Genomic DNA, 14,628 nt, shown 5'->3' on the forward strand with positions numbered 1-14,628 from the left:
CTAGGCGGGCAACGCCGCATGACGCAATTTTGGCCAGCAACCCTTCGGGGCGGGACGGTTTTGGGGCATTGCCGCGTCAGCAAGAGTTTCAATAGACCCGCTATTGCGCACTCTTGCTTCCTTGCACTGCCCCAAAACCGCCTTCCGCCGCAGCGATGTATTTATTGTCAACACACCCTAGGGCTCCGGCGGCCCAGAATCTACAATTGCCACCATAAAAACCATCCTAGGGATTCCATGCGTAGCCACGACGAGATTTACCAGACCTTGAAAGAGGTGCTGATCGAGCTGTTCGAGATCGCCCCGGAGAAGATCCATCGCGATGCTCAGCTCTACCAGGATCTGGACATCGACAGCATCGACGCCATCGACTTGGTTCTGCGTCTGAAGGAAATCACCGGCAAGAAGATCAACGCCGAGGAGTTCAAGCATGTGCGCAGCGTCAACGACGTGGTGAATGCGGTCTACCAGCTGGTCAACGCAGACGTCGCGGCCCCCTCGCCCGCCGCCGCCTGAGGCGGCATGGGCAGCCAGCCATTAGTCCTTGCCGAGAGCGCCGATGGCGAGGCGGCGGTGCGGCTGCGGCTGCGGGTGCCATCGACGCTGATGCAGTTCGAGGGGCATTTCCCCGGCAGCCCGATACTCCCTGGCGTTACCCAGGTCGACTGGGCAGTGCGGCTGGCCAGCGCGCGCCTGCCGGTATCCGGCCGCTTTTCGGCGCTGGCCGGGATCAAGTTCATGCACGTCATCGGCCCCGGTGCCGAGGTCGATCTGGACCTGCACTGGACTCCCGGCGCCCTGGGCTTTCGCTACACCCGCGCCGAGAGAGTCTGCTCGCAGGGCCGCGTGCTGTTTACGCCCTAGCAGCGCATGCGCACCTGCGTGGTCATCCCCTTCTACCGCCATGAGCAGGCGCTGCCCGAGGTGCTGGCGCGGCTGCGGGCGCTGAACCTGGAGCTAACCTGCTTTCTGGTTGACGACGGCTCCGGCCCTGGCTGCGCGCCGCTGCTGGATCGTCTGGAGGCCAGCGAATCGGACTGGCTGCGGGTGCTGCGGCTGCCCGAGAACGGCGGCAAGGGTGTCGCCACCATGGCCGGTTTCGCCGCCGCCGCGGACGCTGGCTATGACTACGCCATTCAGCTGGATGCCGACGGCCAGCACCGCATCGAAGACATCCCGCGCTTCCTCGAACAAAGCCGGCGGCGGCCGGACGCGGTCATCGCCGGCGTCGCGGTCTACGACGCCAGCGTGCCGCGCAACCGTCTGTACGGCCGCTACGTCACCCATTTCTGGGTCTGGGTCAACACGCTGTCGCTGGCCATCAGCGATTCCATGTGCGGCTTTCGCCTCTACCCGCTGGCGCCGGCCCTGGCGGCCTGGCGGACCATGCGCGCCGGCCGGCGCATGGACTTCGACACCGAGATTCTGGTGCGCTTGTTCTGGGCCGGCGTGCCGGTGGTCAACCTACCGACCCAGGTGAGTTATCCCAGCGACGGCGTCTCGCATTTCGATCTCTGGCGCGACAACCTGAGGATTTCCTGGATGCATGCACGGCTGTTTGTGGCGATGCTGCCGCGTCTGCCCTGGCTACTGACGCGCCGGCTGCGCGGCTTGCCGCCATGAACGCCACGGGCCGCCGCGCCGAGGTGATCGTCGAAGTGCCGTTTCACGACCTCGATCCCGCCGGCATCGTCTGGCATGGCAACTACGCCCGCTATTTCGAGCTGGCCCGCTGCGCGCTGCTGGAAACCATCGGCTACAACTACGACCACATGATGGCCTCCGGCTATATCTGGCCCTTGATCGACTACCAGGCCCGTTACGTCCAGGCGGCTCGTTTCAAGCAGCGGCTGCGGGTCAGCGCCTGGTTCATCGAATGGGAGCACCGGCTGAAGATCGGCTATCTGATCACCGATGCCGACAATGGTGCGCGGGTCACCAAGGGGCATAGCGTGCAGGCCGCGGTCGATATGAATACTGGCGAGCTGCTGCTGGCCTCGCCGCGAATCCTGCTGGAAAAGCTGGGAGTGGCGAAGTGAGAGCGGCGCTGCTGCTGGCGCTGCTGCTGGTACTGCCGGCGGCCAGGGCGGAGCTGTTCGCCACGCCGCGGCGCGCCGCCGAGATCGAGGCCCTGGTCTCGGCCGAAACCCGCGCCAGCGCCCAGGGCGCGGCGCTGACCGGCAGCTTCGTGCAGAAGAAATTTCTCGCCGAGCTGCCGCAGCCGCTGCGCTCCAGCGGCGACTTCGTCTATGCCCGCGGTCGCGGTGTGATCTGGCGGGTGCGGCAGCCGCTGAGCGCCGAATATGTGCTGGCCGGCAACAGCCTGATCGCCCGCGAGGGCGGTAGCGAACAGCGCCTGGGCGCAGACGCCCAACCTGGCCTTGCCGCCGTCTCGCGGCTGTTCGCAGCGCTGTTCGCGCTCGACCTGGAGTCGCTGGAACGCGATTTTCTGCTGTACGGCGAGCGTAGCGGCAGCCGCTGGAGCATCGGCCTGAAACCGCGCCACGCGGCGCTGGCCGGTGCGCTCACCGAAGCCAGGCTGGACGGCAGCCGGCAGCTGGAGCGGGTGGTCATCACCGACGGTCGTGGCGACCGCACCGAGATCGAACTCGAACAGCTGCAGGCGCTCCAGGCGCTGCCGCCGGAAGCGCTCGCGCGCTTTCCATGAGTCAGCCCGCGCGCTTTCGCCTCTGGCTGGCGGCGATGGCGCTGCTGCTGGCGTACTTCGGCCTGCACACCGCGCCGAATCTCAAGCTGGACAGCAACCTGCTGGCGATGCTGCCGGCGCAGGAGCGCGACCCCGGCGCCGAGCGCGCCAGCCACCGCATCAGCGATGCCTTCGCACGGCGCCTGCTGTTCCTGGTCGGCGCCGAGGACTATGCGCAGGCGCGCGCCGCCGCCGCCGGGCTCGCCGCCAGCCTCCAGGCCTCGCCGGCCTTCGACAGCGTGCAGTTCGAGCCCGACGCCGGCGCTCTGCGTCCCTCCGCCGTCGAGCAGGCGGCGCGCTTCGGCCTGATCTCGGCGGCGGATCGCGCCAGGCTCGCCGCCGGCGCCGCCGAGGCCCTGCGCGACGAGGCCCTGCGCGCGCTCTACTCGCCGGCCGGCTTCGCCCGGCTGACCGCCGTGGTCGACGATCCCCTGGGGCTGTTCGATCATCAGCTGCGCACGGCGCTGCCGGTGCCAGGCCGCGCGACTCTGGAAGGTGGCGTACTGGCTATCCACGACGGCGCCAAGGTCTGGCTGCTGGTGCTCGCCGAGACCCGCGACAGCCCGTTTTCGCAGGCGATCCAGCAACCCTTGGCGGCGGCCCTGAAGGCGGCACGCGCCGCCGCCGAGACCGCTGGCGCCGAGGTTCTGGTCAGCGGTGTCGCCCCGCATGCGGTGGCCGCCTCGGCCCGGGCACGCGCCGAAATGGTCTGGCTGGGCGGCGGTGACCTGCTGGCCTGCGCGCTGCTGATGCTGGCGGTGTTCCGCAGCCTGCGCCCGGCACTGCTGGGCCTGCTGTCGGTCGGGCTAGGCATCGTCGCCGCGCTGTGCCTGGTGCAGGCGCTGTTCGGCAGCCTGCACTTCCTCACCCTGGTTTTCGGCACCAGCCTGATCGGCGTGGCGGTGGACTACGCGATCCACTTCCTCTGCGATCAGTTTCGCGATCCCCGCCATTGGCGCCCGGCCGACGCGCCCGCCCACATCGGTCCCAGCCTGCTGCTCGGCCTGGGCACCGCGGTGCTGGGCTACGCCGCCTTTGCCACCGCACCGCTGCCGGTGCTGCGGCAGATGGCGGTGTTCTCCGCCAGCGGCCTGAGTGTGGCCGCCGCGACCGTCTGGCTCGCCTTCCCGACCCTGGCGCGGCCGGCGGCGATGGGTGGCGGGGAACGCTGGCTGCGCCTCGCTGGCTTGCTGCGGCCAAGGCGCGCGCCCTGGTGGTTCTGGCTGCTGCTGGTCGCCCTCGCAGTCCCCGGACTGCTGCGCCTGAAGCCAGTCGACGACCTGCGCCAGCTGCAGTCCTCGCCGCCGGCCCTGATCGCCGAAGAGCAGCGGGTGCGCGCGCTGCTGGGCAGCAACTTCGACAGCCGGCATTTCCTGATCGAGGGCGGCTCCGAGCAACAGTTGCTGGAACGCGAGGAAGCGCTGACCGCCCGGCTCGACGCGCTGCGATTGTCCGACTACACCGCCGTCAGCCGCGCGCTGCCGTCGCTCAAAACCCAGGACGCCAACCGCGCCCTGCTGGCGCCGCTGCTGCTGCCACAGGGCCTGATTGCCCGTCATCTCGCGGCCCTGGGCTACGGCCCCGAACCGGCGGCGCGCCTGGCCGCCGAGTTCGCGGTGGCGCCGCGACTGGAGCCGGCGACGGCGCTGTCGACCGACCGCCTGAAGGCACTGACGGCACTCTGGCTGGGCGAGGACGCCGGGGTCTGGCGCTCGGCGGTGACCCTCAGCAGCGTCAAGGACGCCTCGGCCCTGGCGGCGATCGCGGCGGATCTACCCGGCGTGCAATGGCACGACCCGGTAACCGAGACCACTGCTGTGCTCGCGAGCCAGCGCCAGGAAGCACTGCGGCGACTCGGCCTGATCTATCTGCTGATCGCGGTGGTACTGACCGTCCGCTATGGGCCTGGCGAGGGCCTGCGCGCGCTGGCCGCGCCGCTGGGCGCCAGCCTGCTGACGCTGGCAGCTCTCGGCTGGTGCGGGCTACCGCTGAACCTGTTCACCGTGCTTGCCCTGCTGCTGGTGCTGGGCATCGGCAACGACTATGTGATCTTTCTGCGCGAGGGCGTACGCGCCGGGGCGCCGCCGGCCGCCAGCCGGCTGGCGGTGGGGCTGGCGGCGATGACGGCCCTGCTGTCGTTCGGCGGCCTGGCGTTTTCCAGCACACCCTTCCTGCAGAGCCTGGGGCTGACGCTGGCGCTGGGCATCGCCACCACGCTGACGCTGGCGCTGTTTACCGCGCCGCTGGATTCGCAAGCACCGCCGGCTTGAGTGCCGGCGGCGACGCCTCCGGCCTTGGCAACAGGGCGCGCACCAGCGGCGTGGTGGCGAGGGTGGTGACCAGCGCCATCACCACCAGCATGGAGAACAGCGCCGGGCTGATGATCCCGAAGTCCAGGCCGATCTGCAGCACGATCAGTTCCATCAGGCCGCGCGCGTTCATCAGCGCGCCCAATGCCGCCGCCGGACGCCGGGGCTCGCCGCAGACCCGCGCCGCCAGATAGGTGCCGCCGACCTTGCCGACGGTGGCGACCAGGGTGATGAGCAGGCACAGGCCCCATTGCTCCCAGCCGGCCAGCAGGTCCAGGCGGGTGCGCATGCCGGCGTAAGCGAAAAAGGCCGGCAGCAGCCAGGCGGCGATGCCCTCCAGCCGCCGATCCAGGGTCTGCGTCAGCGCATGTTCGCGCAGCAGCAGGGCGCCGATCAGGAACGCGCCGAAGCTGGCATGCAGGCCCAGCCATTGGGTGCAGGTCGCCGAGCCGGCGAGCGCGGCCAGCACCAGCGGCACCGCCAGCGCGGTCGGAGCACGCAACGCCAACCGCAGCAGTGGCCGCGCCAGCAGCAGCATCGCCGCCACATAGGCCAGCGAGCCGACGATCAGGCCGACCGCAGTGCCTTGGTGGGCGCTGCTGGCCATGCCGGTCACCGCTGCCAACAGGCACCAGGCAGAGACATCACCGACCGCGGCGCAGGCCAGCGCCATCTGGCCCAGCGGCTGCCGGGACAGGCCGCGGTCGGCGAGGATGCGCGCCAGCACCGGAAACGCCGTCACCGCCAGGGAAACGCCGAGAAACAGCGCGAACACCCAGGGCGTCGCGGCCGCCCCGGCGTAGCCAGGGGCAAGCCAGACCGCCAGCACCACGCCCAGCAGCAGCGGCGCGGCGATGCCGGCGTGGGCGATCAGCAAGGTGGCGCGCAGGCGCTGGCGGATCAGGCCGGTATCCAGCTCCAGCCCGACCCGGAACATGTACAGAACCATGCCGAGCATGGCGATGGCGCGCAGCGGTGGCGCCGACTCCGCGGGCAGGATGCGCGCCGCCCACTCCGGGCCGATCAACGAGGGCCCGAGCAGGATGCCGGCCAGCACCTCGCCGATCACCGGCGGCTGGCCCAGATGCCGCAGCAGCCGGCCCAGCAGGCGGCCGAGTACCAGCACCGCCACCAGTGCCAGCAGCGCGCGCGCATAGGCGGCGAGTTCCATCAACTGGCGCTGCCGGCCTGCGCTTCGCCCTGCCGGCACAGCTGCGCCAGGGTGTGCAGGCGCTGCTTGGCCTTGCCGACGTAGGGATTGCCGGTATCCCAGGCATAGCCGGCCAGCACCGAGCAGATCATCCGGCGGATCTTCGGGTCTTGCCGCGGGTAGTAGATGACGTCTTGCAGGCTGCCGTCGTACCAGCCCTCGACGAAGCCGCGGAAGGTTTCCACGCCCAGCTTGAGGGGGGCGGCGAACTCCGCCTCCCAGTCCACCGCCTCGCCCCTGAACTGCCGATCCAGCAAGCCGGCCGCCATGTTGGCGGACTTCATGGCGATGGTGACGCCGGAGGAAAACACCGGGTCAAGAAACTCGGCGGCATTGCCGAGCAGGGCGTAGCCCGGCCCCCACATGCGGCTGACATTGGCGGCATAGCCGCGCAGCTCGCCAACCGGGAGCGCCGGTTTCGCATTGGCCAGCAGCGCGCCGAGTTCAGGGTCTTCACGGTGCAGCGCCCACAGCCGGTCTTCGTTGCTGCCCGGGTATTGCTGCAAGAATTCGTCGCGCGCAACCACGCCGATCGAGGCCTTGCCGTTAGAGAAGGGGATCAGCCAGAACCAGACATCGCGGAATTTCGGATGGGTGGTGACGCGGATCTTCTGGCGGTCGAAGGCGCCGGAGGGGATGCCGTCGTAGACCTGGGTGAACAGCGCCGAGCGGGTCGGGAACGGCGAGGGCGATTCCAGACCCAGCAGGCGCGGCAGCACACGGCCAAAGCCGCTGGCGTCGAGCACGAAGCGCGGCTGGTGAACCTCTTCGCTGCCGTCCTTGCCGCGGGCGGTGATGCGCGGCCGCTCGCCGGAGAAATCGGCGGCGATGATCTCGACTTCGAAGCGCACCTCGGCCCCCATGCGCGCCGCCTCCTTGATCAGGAGATGGTCGAACTCGCCGCGCGGCACCTGGTAGGTGTAGCCAAAGCCGGGGCTGCTCTTCTCGGCGAAGTTGAAAGTCGAATATCGGCCATTGTGGGCGAAGGCGGCGCCGTTCTTGTACTGGAAGCCAGCCGCCTGCACCGCCTCCAGCATCCCGGCCTGCTCGATCAGGCCCAGGCTTTGCGCGAGCAGGCTCTCACCAACCGAGAAGCGCGGGAACAGCTGCTTTTCCAGCACCAGTACCCGATACCCTTTTTGCACCAGCATGGCAGCTGCGACGGAGCCGGCTGGGCCGGCCCCGATGATGAGCACGTCGTTCAAGCATTTTCCCCGGTTTGTTTGTGAATCATTGTCCACGGCCGCGCGCCTCCCCGCCACGCCCTGCGATAGCGGTGCGCTAATATTCGGCCGCTGAGATCAGACAATAATCACGAGGGAAATCACATGTCTCCAGGTACCCGTGCCGCGTTGCTTGCGGCCGCCTTCGCCTTGCTAACGGGCTGCTCGACCACCGCGCAATTTCGTCTGCCGCCGGATAGCCAGATCCGCTTTGGCAGCCGCGAAACCAGCTACCCCGCCGGCCAGGTCAAGACGCTTCCCTATTTCTGGGATTCCGCCGGTGGCATTCCCTACAAGCTGGAGCAGAACGACAAGGTGGTTCAGGAAGGTCGGCTGGCCGCCCGCTTCCGGGTGGTCTCGATCTTCTGGCCGCCGTATGCCCTGATCTACTGGCCGATGGGCTTTGCCTACCGATGCTACGACCTCACTTCGGGCAAGCCGGATCTTTGCCGCTGAGCACCGCCAGGCGATGCCGCAGCGTCGGTGCCCTGGGCCTGGCGTTCGGCAGCTTGCTGAGCGCGGGCTGCGCGTTACGGCCCGCGGCCGTAGCGGTGGCAGTGCCGGACCAGGCGATGCCTCTGGCGCTGGACCAACCGCGGCTACCCGCCGACAGCAGCCAGACCCTGCTGGCGGCCTTCGGTGACCGCGCGGTACAGATGCAATGCACGCTGTCGGTCGGCGCGGCGGACTGGCGCACCGTCTGCATCAATGCCCTGGGGCTGCGGCTACTGAGCCTGGGCGTCTCCGCCGATGGCCAGATCAGCGCCGAACGCGGTCCCGGCGTACCCGAGCAGCTGGACCCGAGGCGCATCCTCGCCGACGTGCAGCTGGCCTTCTGGCCGCTGGCCAGTCTGCAGGCCGCCTATGCCGGCAGCGCCTGGCAGATCAGCCAGCCGGCGGACGATACCCGCCGCCTGCTGCGCGACGGTCGCCTGGTCGCGGAGGTTCACTATGCCAGCCCCGACCCCTGGAACGGGCGGCTCTGGCTGGTCAACCTGCGCTACGACTACAGCCTAGCGATCCGCTCCGAAAGCATTACCGCCGTTAGCCCCTGAACCGATGTCCAACGCCAAGCCCCACACGCCCACCCCGGTGGCCGCGCTATTGCCGCACACCGGCGCCATGCGGCTGATCGACGAGTTGCTCGACTACGACCAGGACTCGCTCCGTGTAGCGCTGCAAGTCCGTGACCAGGCACCGTTCGGCGACGGTCACGGCCGGGTGCCGGCCTATCTCGGCATCGAATACATGGCGCAGGCCATCGCCGTGTTTTCCGGGCTCGAGATGAGCGCGCTGGGGCTCTCGCCCAAGATCGGCCTGTTGATCGGCGCGCGCCGCTACGACAGCCAGATCGACCATTTCCTGGCGGGTCAGCGCCTCAGCGTCGGCGTCCGTCTGGTGATGCGCGATGAAACCGGCATCTGCGTATTCGGCTGCGAGATTTTCGACGCCGCCGGAGCCAGCCTGGCGCGGGCGGAAATCAAGGCCTACCGCCCCGACGACATTCATCGCTTTCTACTGGAGGACGCGGTGGCATGAGCCTATCGAGCCCGCGACTACGGGTGCTGGTGACCGGCAGCTCGCGCGGCATCGGCCGCGCCATCGCCGTGCAACTGGCGCGCGATGGCTACCAACCGCTGCTGCACGGCCGCGCCCCGACGGCAGCGCTGGCCGAGGCTGAGGCCGAAATCCGCGGCCTTGGCGTCGAAGCGCACAGCCTCTGTTTCGACATCGCAGACCGCACCGCCAGCGGCGCGGCACTGGAAGCGGAGGTGGCCGCCAATGGCGCGCCCTACGGCGTGGTGCTGAACGCCGGCATTGCTCGCGATGGCGCGTTTCCGGCCTTGTCCGACCAGGACTGGGACTCGGTGCTGGGCACCAATCTCGATGGCTTCTACAACGTCCTGAAACCGTTGACCATGCCGATGATCCGCCGCCGCAAGCCTGGCCGCATCATCACCCTGGCCTCGGTGTCGGGCGTTGCCGGCAATCGCGGGCAGGTCAACTATTCCGCCGCCAAGGCCGGCATCATCGGCGCCAGCAAGGCGCTGGCCATCGAGCTGGCCAGCCGGGGCATCACCGTCAACTGCGTGGCTCCCGGGCTGATCCGTACCGAGATGATCGCCGAGGCGCCGGTGGAAGAAGCACTGAAGATGATTCCCGCTGGCCGTATCGGCGAACCCGAGGAAGTCGCCAGCCTGGTGTCCTATCTGCTATCGCCCGGCGCTGCCTACATCACCCGGCAAGTCATTTCCGTCAATGGGGGTATGGTCTGATGCATCGCGTGGTGGTTACCGGCATGGCCGGAATCAGCTCTTTGGGCGACAGCTGGGAGCAGATCGCGGAAAACTTGCGCGCCGGCACCTCGGGCATCCGCCGCATGGAGGCCTGGGATCGCTACCCCGAACTCAACACCCGGCTGGGCGGCCCCATCTCCGGCTTCGCGCCGCCAGCGCACTACACCCGCAAAGTGACCCGCACCATGGGCCGGGTGGCGCTGCTCGCCAGCTGCGCCACCGAGCAGGCGCTGGCGGATGCCGGCTTGAAGGACGACCCGATCATCCAAGACGGCCGCATGGGCATCTCCTACGGCTCCTGCTCCGGGTCTACCGACGCGCTCAAGGACTTCGCCTCGATGCTGATCGCCGGCGGCAGCGGCAATCTCAATGCCACCACCTACCTGCGGATGATGAGCCACACCGCGGCGGTGAACATCGGCATCCGCTTCGGCATCAAGGGCCGGGTGATTCCCACCACCTCGGCCTGCACCTCCGGCAGCCAGGGCGTCGGCTATGCCTACGAGGCGATCCGCTTCGGCCGCCAGAAGCTGATGGTCGCCGGCGGCGCCGAAGAGCTGTGCCCGACCCAGGCGGCGGTGTTCGACACCCTGTTCGCCACCTCCACTCGCAATGAGGCGCCGAGCACCACGCCCTCGCCCTTCGACGCCGGCCGCGACGGCCTAGTGCTGGGCGAGGGTGCCTGCACGCTGATCTTGGAAGAGCGCGAGCACGCGCTGGCTCGTGGCGCCAGGATTTACGCCGAGATTCTGGGCTACGGCGCCAACTCCGACGGCGACCACGCCACCCATCCCAACACTCGCACCATGGAAGTGGCGATGCGTCTGGCGCTCGACGACGCCGGCCTGCCACCGGAAGCCATCGGCTACATCAATGCCCATGGCACGGCCACCGAGCAGGGCGACATCGCCGAGTCGCAGGCCACCTGGCGACTGTTCGGCAATCGTCCGCCGGTCAGCTCGCTGAAGGGCAACTTCGGGCACACCCTGGGTGCCTGCGGCGCGCTGGAGAGCTGGCTGTCGATCGAGATGATGCGCCACGACTGGTTTGCGCCCACCCTCAATCTGCGCAACGTCGACCCCCGCTGCGGCGAACTCGACTATCTCGTTGGCGACGGGCGCTCGCTGCAATGCGACACCGTGATGAACAACAACTTCGCCTTCGGGGGCATCAACACTTCCCTGATCTTCCGCCGCTGCAACTGATTCGAGATCCACGCTGTCCCAGTTTTCGCCACACCAGCCAACACCAAACTAAAGGACTAGACCATGCTCAAAGAGCTCGCCGCCACCGCCCTGCTCGCCACTCTTGCCGCGACCGCTCAAGCGCGTGACGACCGCCTGCAGTTTCCGGTCGCCGAGGCACTTGCCACCCCCAGCGCCCAGGCCAAGATCGACCCACAGATCAAGCTGGTGTTCGGCAAGACCCCGGCCGGCGCCAAGGCGCTCGGCACCTACACTTCCAACAAGAAGACCAACTTCTTCAACAAGTCCGACAAGGACGGTTGCGAGTGGGTGTTTCTTTCCGCGGTGCTCGCCTTGCAGGAGCGGGCCAAGCAGGAAGGCGGCAACGCGGTCGTCAATATCGTCAGCGTCTACCGCAACAACGAACTCAGCAGCGAGACCGAGTACCAGTGCGGGGCCGGCAGCGTGATGGGTGGCGTGGCCCTGCGCGGTACGGTGGTCAAGCTGCCCTGATGCGCCTGGTCGCCCTTCGCGCGACGCCCGCCAATCCGCTAGTCCAGTTTTTTTGGTATTCCCTCGCCCGGAGGTTTGCATGTCCAAGCTTTCACTGTTGCTCGCCCTCGCCGTCCTGCCGTTTGCCGCGCTGGCCGCCAAGCTAGAAGAGCCCGCCCCGATTTCGGTTCCGCCCGGCATGGCACCAGCAGCCGTATTGCAGGCGATCAAGGCCGGTGGCGCCCGTCGCGAGTGGCAGCTCGTCGAGACCGCGCCGGGTCAGCTGGAAGCAACTCTGCGAATCCGTCAGCACATGATCAAGGTCGCGATCAGCTACGGTCCGCAGGACATCCAGATTCACTACCTCGACAGCGCGGTGATGGACTATGAACTGGATGACGGGGTTGCCCATATCCATAGCAAGTACATGAACTGGACGCGCAATCTCGCCTACGACATCCGCCAGGCGCTGCTGCAAGCACCGAGCGGCGGCTAGCCTCGGCCACGGCCTACGGCATGCAGTTCCCTTTCCCCGTCCAGGAACGCGTCAACCCCAAGGCGCGCTATATCCGCGTCGCGGTCAACGCCACCGGCGAGGTGGTGCTGACCATCCCGCGCTACGCCACCAAGGCGGAAGCGCGGGCCTTCCTGGTCAGCCGGCTGGACTGGGTCCGCGAGCAGCTGGGCAAGCTGGAGAGCCGCACGCCGGAGGCGGCGCGCAGACCCTTGCGCTGGGACGGCGCCGACGTGCTGCCCCTGCGTGGCGCCGAGACGCCGGTGCGCTGGTCGCGCGCCAGCCTGTCGCGACCGCAGGTGCGGCTGTTGCCGGAGGCGATCACCGTGTTCGCACCGCAAGACACCCGGCATGAGCTGCTCACGCGCCTGCTCAGGCGCACGCTGATCAACGAAGCGCGCCTGGAAGCGGAAGACCTGCTCAACCAGGAGGCGCATCGCCTGAGCCTGCGCTGGAGCGAGCTGCGCATCGGCGATCCGCGCGCGCAATGGGGCAGCTGCACGCCGGAGGGGGTGATCTCGCTGTCCTGGCGCTTGCTGTTGGCGCCGCCGGAAGTGTTCCGCTACGTGGTGATCCACGAGCTTTGCCACCTACCGCATCCCGACCACTCGCCGCGCTTCTGGGGCCTGGTGGCGCAACAGATGCCGGAGTGGTCGCTGCACCGCGACTGGCTCAAGCGGCATGGCGCCGGCCTGCACCGTTGGCTGGCGCGCCCGGCCGACGCCGATGCGCCGCCGCCGCAGGCCGATCTGTTTGGCTAGGCGCCGGCCGCGCGCAGCTGTCCAGCCTTCTTCAGGTGCACCAGCAGCAGTGACAGCGCCGCCGGAGTGACGCCGGAAATGCGGCCGGCCTGGCCGACGGTGTCGGGCCGATGGCTGAGCAGCTTGGCGCGCACTTCGTTCGAAAGGCCGCTGACCCGGCCGTAGTCGAAATCGGCGGGGATCACGGCATCCTCGTGGCGGCGGGTGCGGGCGATCTCCAGCGTCTGGCGCTCGATGTAGCCGGCGTACTTGGCGGCGATCTCGACCTGCTCGGCGATGGTCTCGTCCAGCTCGGCAGCCGCCAGGCCCAGCACTCGGTAGGCCTGGTAGCTGGCCTCGGGCCGGCGCAGCAGCTCGAAGGCGGAGATACCCTGGTCAGTGGGCAGCTTGTCGAACAGCGCCGCAAACTCTGGCGTGGCCATCTGCGCCGGCTTCAGCCACAGCGCCTCGACGCGCCTGCGCTCGGCGGCGACCGCCTGCTGCTTGGCCTCGAACACCGCCCAGCGCGCATCGTCGACCAGGCCCATGGCCCGGCCGGCCGGCGTCAGCCGGGTGTCGGCATTGTCCTCGCGCAGCAGCAGGCGGTGCTCGGCGCGCGAGGTGAACATGCGGTAGGGCTCGGTGGTGCCGAGGGTGATGAGGTCATCGACCAGCACGCCGAGATAGGCCTCGTGGCGTTGCGGCACCCAGCCCTCTTCGCCACGCGCGGCGCGGGCGGCATTGAGGCCGGCCAGCAGGCCCTGCGCGGCGGCCTCCTCGTAGCCGGTGGTGCCGTTGATCTGGCCGGCGAAGTAGAGACCGGCCAGCGTCTTGGTCTCCAGCGTGCGCTGCAAGTCGCGCGGGTCGCCGTAGTCGTACTCGATGGCGTAGCCGGGGCGCACGATGCGCGCCTGCTCCAGGCCCTCGATGGAGCGCACGAAGGCTTCCTGAATGTCGTAGGGCAGGCTGGTGGAGATGCCGTTGGGGTAGATCTCGGTGGTGTTGAGCCCTTCCGGCTCCAGGAAGATCTGGTGGCGCTCGCGGTCGGCGAAGCGGTTCACCTTGTCTTCCACGCTCGGGCAGTAGCGCGGCCCCACGCCCTCGATCACGCCGGTGAACATCGGCGAGCGTTCGAAGCCGCTGCGGATGATCTCGTGGGTGCGGGCGTTGGTGTGGGTGATGTGACAGCTCACCTGGCGCGGATGGTCGGCGCGGCTGCCGAGGAAGCTGAACACCGGACGCGGCGCGTCGCCGGGCTGCTCCTGCAGGCGGGTCCAATCGATGCTGCGGCCGTCGAGGCGCGGCGGGGTGCCGGTCTTGAGCCGGCCGATGCGCGGCATCAGCTCGCGCAGGCGCGCGGCGAGCGGCAGCGAGGGCGCGTCGCCGGCACGGCCGCCGGGATGATTTTCCAGGCCGACGTGGATGCGCCCGCCCAGGAAGGTGCCGGTGGTCAGCACCACCGCCGGTGCGAGGAAGCGCAGGCCGATCTTGGTGACCACACCGGCCACGCGGTCGCCTTCGACGATGAGGTCGGTGACTTCCTGCTGGAAGATTTCCAGGTTCGGCTGGTTCTCCAGCGCCTGGCGCACGTAAGCCTTGTAGAGCGCGCGGTCGGCCTGGGCGCGGGTGGCACGCACCGCCGGGCCCTTGCTGGCATTGAGGGTGCGGAACTGGATGCCGGCGGCGTCGGCGGCACGCGCCATCAGGCCGCCGAGCGCATCAATCTCCTTCACCAGATGGCCCTTGCCGATGCCGCCGATGGCCGGGTTGCAGGACATCTGGCCGAGGGTGTCGATGTTCTGGCTCAGCAGCAGGGTGCGCGCGCCGCTGCGGGCGGCCGCCAGCGCGGCTTCGGTGCCGGCATGGCCGCCGCCGATCACGATCACCTCATAGCGCTGCTGGGACATGGACATCGGACCAATTCGCGGGGGCGCGATTCTAGCGCCGCTGGT

The 14,628-nt window shown here is 68.6% G+C and carries 17 protein-coding genes; 14 read left to right on the plus strand and 3 right to left on the minus strand.

What is annotated here, in order from left to right:
- The first annotated feature begins 237 nt into the window (after positions 1–237).
- The 6 genes from AC3WT6_RS02195 to AC3WT6_RS02220 are packed head-to-tail and all read left to right on the plus strand — an operon-like array spanning position 238 to position 4,977.
- Entirely contained in the window at positions 238–516 is a 279-nt protein-coding gene (locus AC3WT6_RS02195) for an acyl carrier protein (protein ID WP_492651917.1), read from the plus strand.
- Positions 517–522: 6 nt separating this feature from the next.
- Positions 523–864, plus strand: a complete 342-nt coding sequence (locus AC3WT6_RS02200) for an ApeI family dehydratase (protein WP_492651918.1) — start codon at positions 523–525, stop codon at positions 862–864.
- Positions 865–870: 6 nt separating this feature from the next.
- A complete protein-coding gene (locus AC3WT6_RS02205) occupies positions 871–1,623 on the plus strand; it encodes a glycosyltransferase family 2 protein (protein WP_492651919.1) in 753 nt (250 codons plus the stop codon).
- Positions 1,620–2,039 carry an acyl-CoA thioesterase gene (locus AC3WT6_RS02210; protein ID WP_492651920.1) on the plus strand — a complete coding sequence of 140 codons (420 nt, stop codon included), beginning with the start codon at positions 1,620–1,622 and terminating at the stop codon, positions 2,037–2,039. Before AC3WT6_RS02205 ends, AC3WT6_RS02210 begins: the two co-directional genes overlap by 4 nt.
- The gene (locus AC3WT6_RS02215) at positions 2,036–2,668 is read left to right on the plus strand and encodes an outer membrane lipoprotein carrier protein LolA (RefSeq protein WP_492651921.1); all 633 of its coding nucleotides are present in this window, start codon (positions 2,036–2,038) and stop codon (positions 2,666–2,668) included. Before AC3WT6_RS02210 ends, AC3WT6_RS02215 begins: the two co-directional genes overlap by 4 nt.
- Complete coding sequence (locus AC3WT6_RS02220; RefSeq protein ID WP_492651922.1) at positions 2,665–4,977, plus strand: MMPL family transporter; 2,313 nt, start codon at positions 2,665–2,667, stop codon at positions 4,975–4,977. Before AC3WT6_RS02215 ends, AC3WT6_RS02220 begins: the two co-directional genes overlap by 4 nt.
- Here the strand turns inward: AC3WT6_RS02220 and AC3WT6_RS02225 are convergent.
- Together AC3WT6_RS02225 and AC3WT6_RS02230 are read right to left on the minus strand one after the other, a co-directional pair.
- On the minus strand, positions 4,940–6,187 hold the full coding sequence (locus AC3WT6_RS02225) for a cation:proton antiporter (RefSeq protein ID WP_492651923.1): 1,248 nt from the start codon (positions 6,185–6,187) through the stop codon (positions 4,940–4,942). The genes AC3WT6_RS02220 and AC3WT6_RS02225 overlap by 38 nt on opposite strands.
- On the minus strand, positions 6,187–7,488 hold the full coding sequence (locus AC3WT6_RS02230) for an NAD(P)/FAD-dependent oxidoreductase (RefSeq protein WP_492651924.1): 1,302 nt from the start codon (positions 7,486–7,488) through the stop codon (positions 6,187–6,189). Before AC3WT6_RS02230 ends, AC3WT6_RS02225 begins: the two co-directional genes overlap by 1 nt.
- A gap of 66 nt (positions 7,489–7,554) precedes the next feature.
- Between AC3WT6_RS02230 and AC3WT6_RS02235 the strand changes: the two genes are divergently transcribed.
- The 8 genes from AC3WT6_RS02235 (at position 7,555) to AC3WT6_RS02270 (ending at position 12,697) form a co-directional block, all read left to right on the plus strand.
- Positions 7,555–7,905, plus strand: coding sequence for a hypothetical protein (locus AC3WT6_RS02235; protein WP_492651925.1), 351 nt, complete (start codon positions 7,555–7,557; stop codon positions 7,903–7,905).
- 116 nt (positions 7,906–8,021) lie between these two features.
- The gene (locus tag AC3WT6_RS02240) at positions 8,022–8,504 is read left to right on the plus strand and encodes a DUF3261 domain-containing protein (protein WP_492651926.1); all 483 of its coding nucleotides are present in this window, start codon (positions 8,022–8,024) and stop codon (positions 8,502–8,504) included.
- Between the two features lie 4 nt (positions 8,505–8,508).
- Positions 8,509–8,988: a hotdog family protein gene (locus tag AC3WT6_RS02245; RefSeq protein ID WP_492651927.1), complete on the plus strand. Its 480-nt coding sequence runs from the start codon at positions 8,509–8,511 to the stop codon at positions 8,986–8,988.
- Complete coding sequence (locus AC3WT6_RS02250) at positions 8,985–9,725, plus strand: 3-ketoacyl-ACP reductase FabG2 (RefSeq protein ID WP_492651928.1); 741 nt, start codon at positions 8,985–8,987, stop codon at positions 9,723–9,725. Before AC3WT6_RS02245 ends, AC3WT6_RS02250 begins: the two co-directional genes overlap by 4 nt.
- On the plus strand, positions 9,725–10,951 hold the full coding sequence (locus AC3WT6_RS02255; RefSeq protein ID WP_492651929.1) for a beta-ketoacyl-ACP synthase: 1,227 nt from the start codon (positions 9,725–9,727) through the stop codon (positions 10,949–10,951). The genes AC3WT6_RS02250 and AC3WT6_RS02255 overlap by 1 nt, the downstream gene beginning before the upstream one ends.
- A 63-nt stretch (positions 10,952–11,014) precedes the next feature.
- Positions 11,015–11,443, plus strand: a complete 429-nt coding sequence (locus AC3WT6_RS02260; RefSeq protein WP_492651930.1) for an excinuclease ABC subunit A — start codon at positions 11,015–11,017, stop codon at positions 11,441–11,443.
- 79 nt (positions 11,444–11,522) lie between these two features.
- Positions 11,523–11,918 carry a hypothetical protein gene (locus AC3WT6_RS02265; protein WP_492651931.1) on the plus strand — a complete coding sequence of 132 codons (396 nt, stop codon included), beginning with the start codon at positions 11,523–11,525 and terminating at the stop codon, positions 11,916–11,918.
- A gap of 20 nt (positions 11,919–11,938) precedes the next feature.
- A complete protein-coding gene (locus tag AC3WT6_RS02270) occupies positions 11,939–12,697 on the plus strand; it encodes a M48 family metallopeptidase (RefSeq protein WP_492651932.1) in 759 nt (252 codons plus the stop codon).
- Here AC3WT6_RS02270 and mnmG read toward each other — a convergent pair.
- The gene (mnmG, locus tag AC3WT6_RS02275) at positions 12,694–14,589 is read right to left on the minus strand and encodes a tRNA uridine-5-carboxymethylaminomethyl(34) synthesis enzyme MnmG (RefSeq protein WP_492651933.1); all 1,896 of its coding nucleotides are present in this window, start codon (positions 14,587–14,589) and stop codon (positions 12,694–12,696) included. The genes AC3WT6_RS02270 and mnmG overlap by 4 nt on opposite strands.
- Positions 14,590–14,628 lie beyond the last annotated feature (39 nt).

The sequence above is a fragment of the Stagnimonas sp. FW305-C-60 genome, assembly GCF_058782965.1.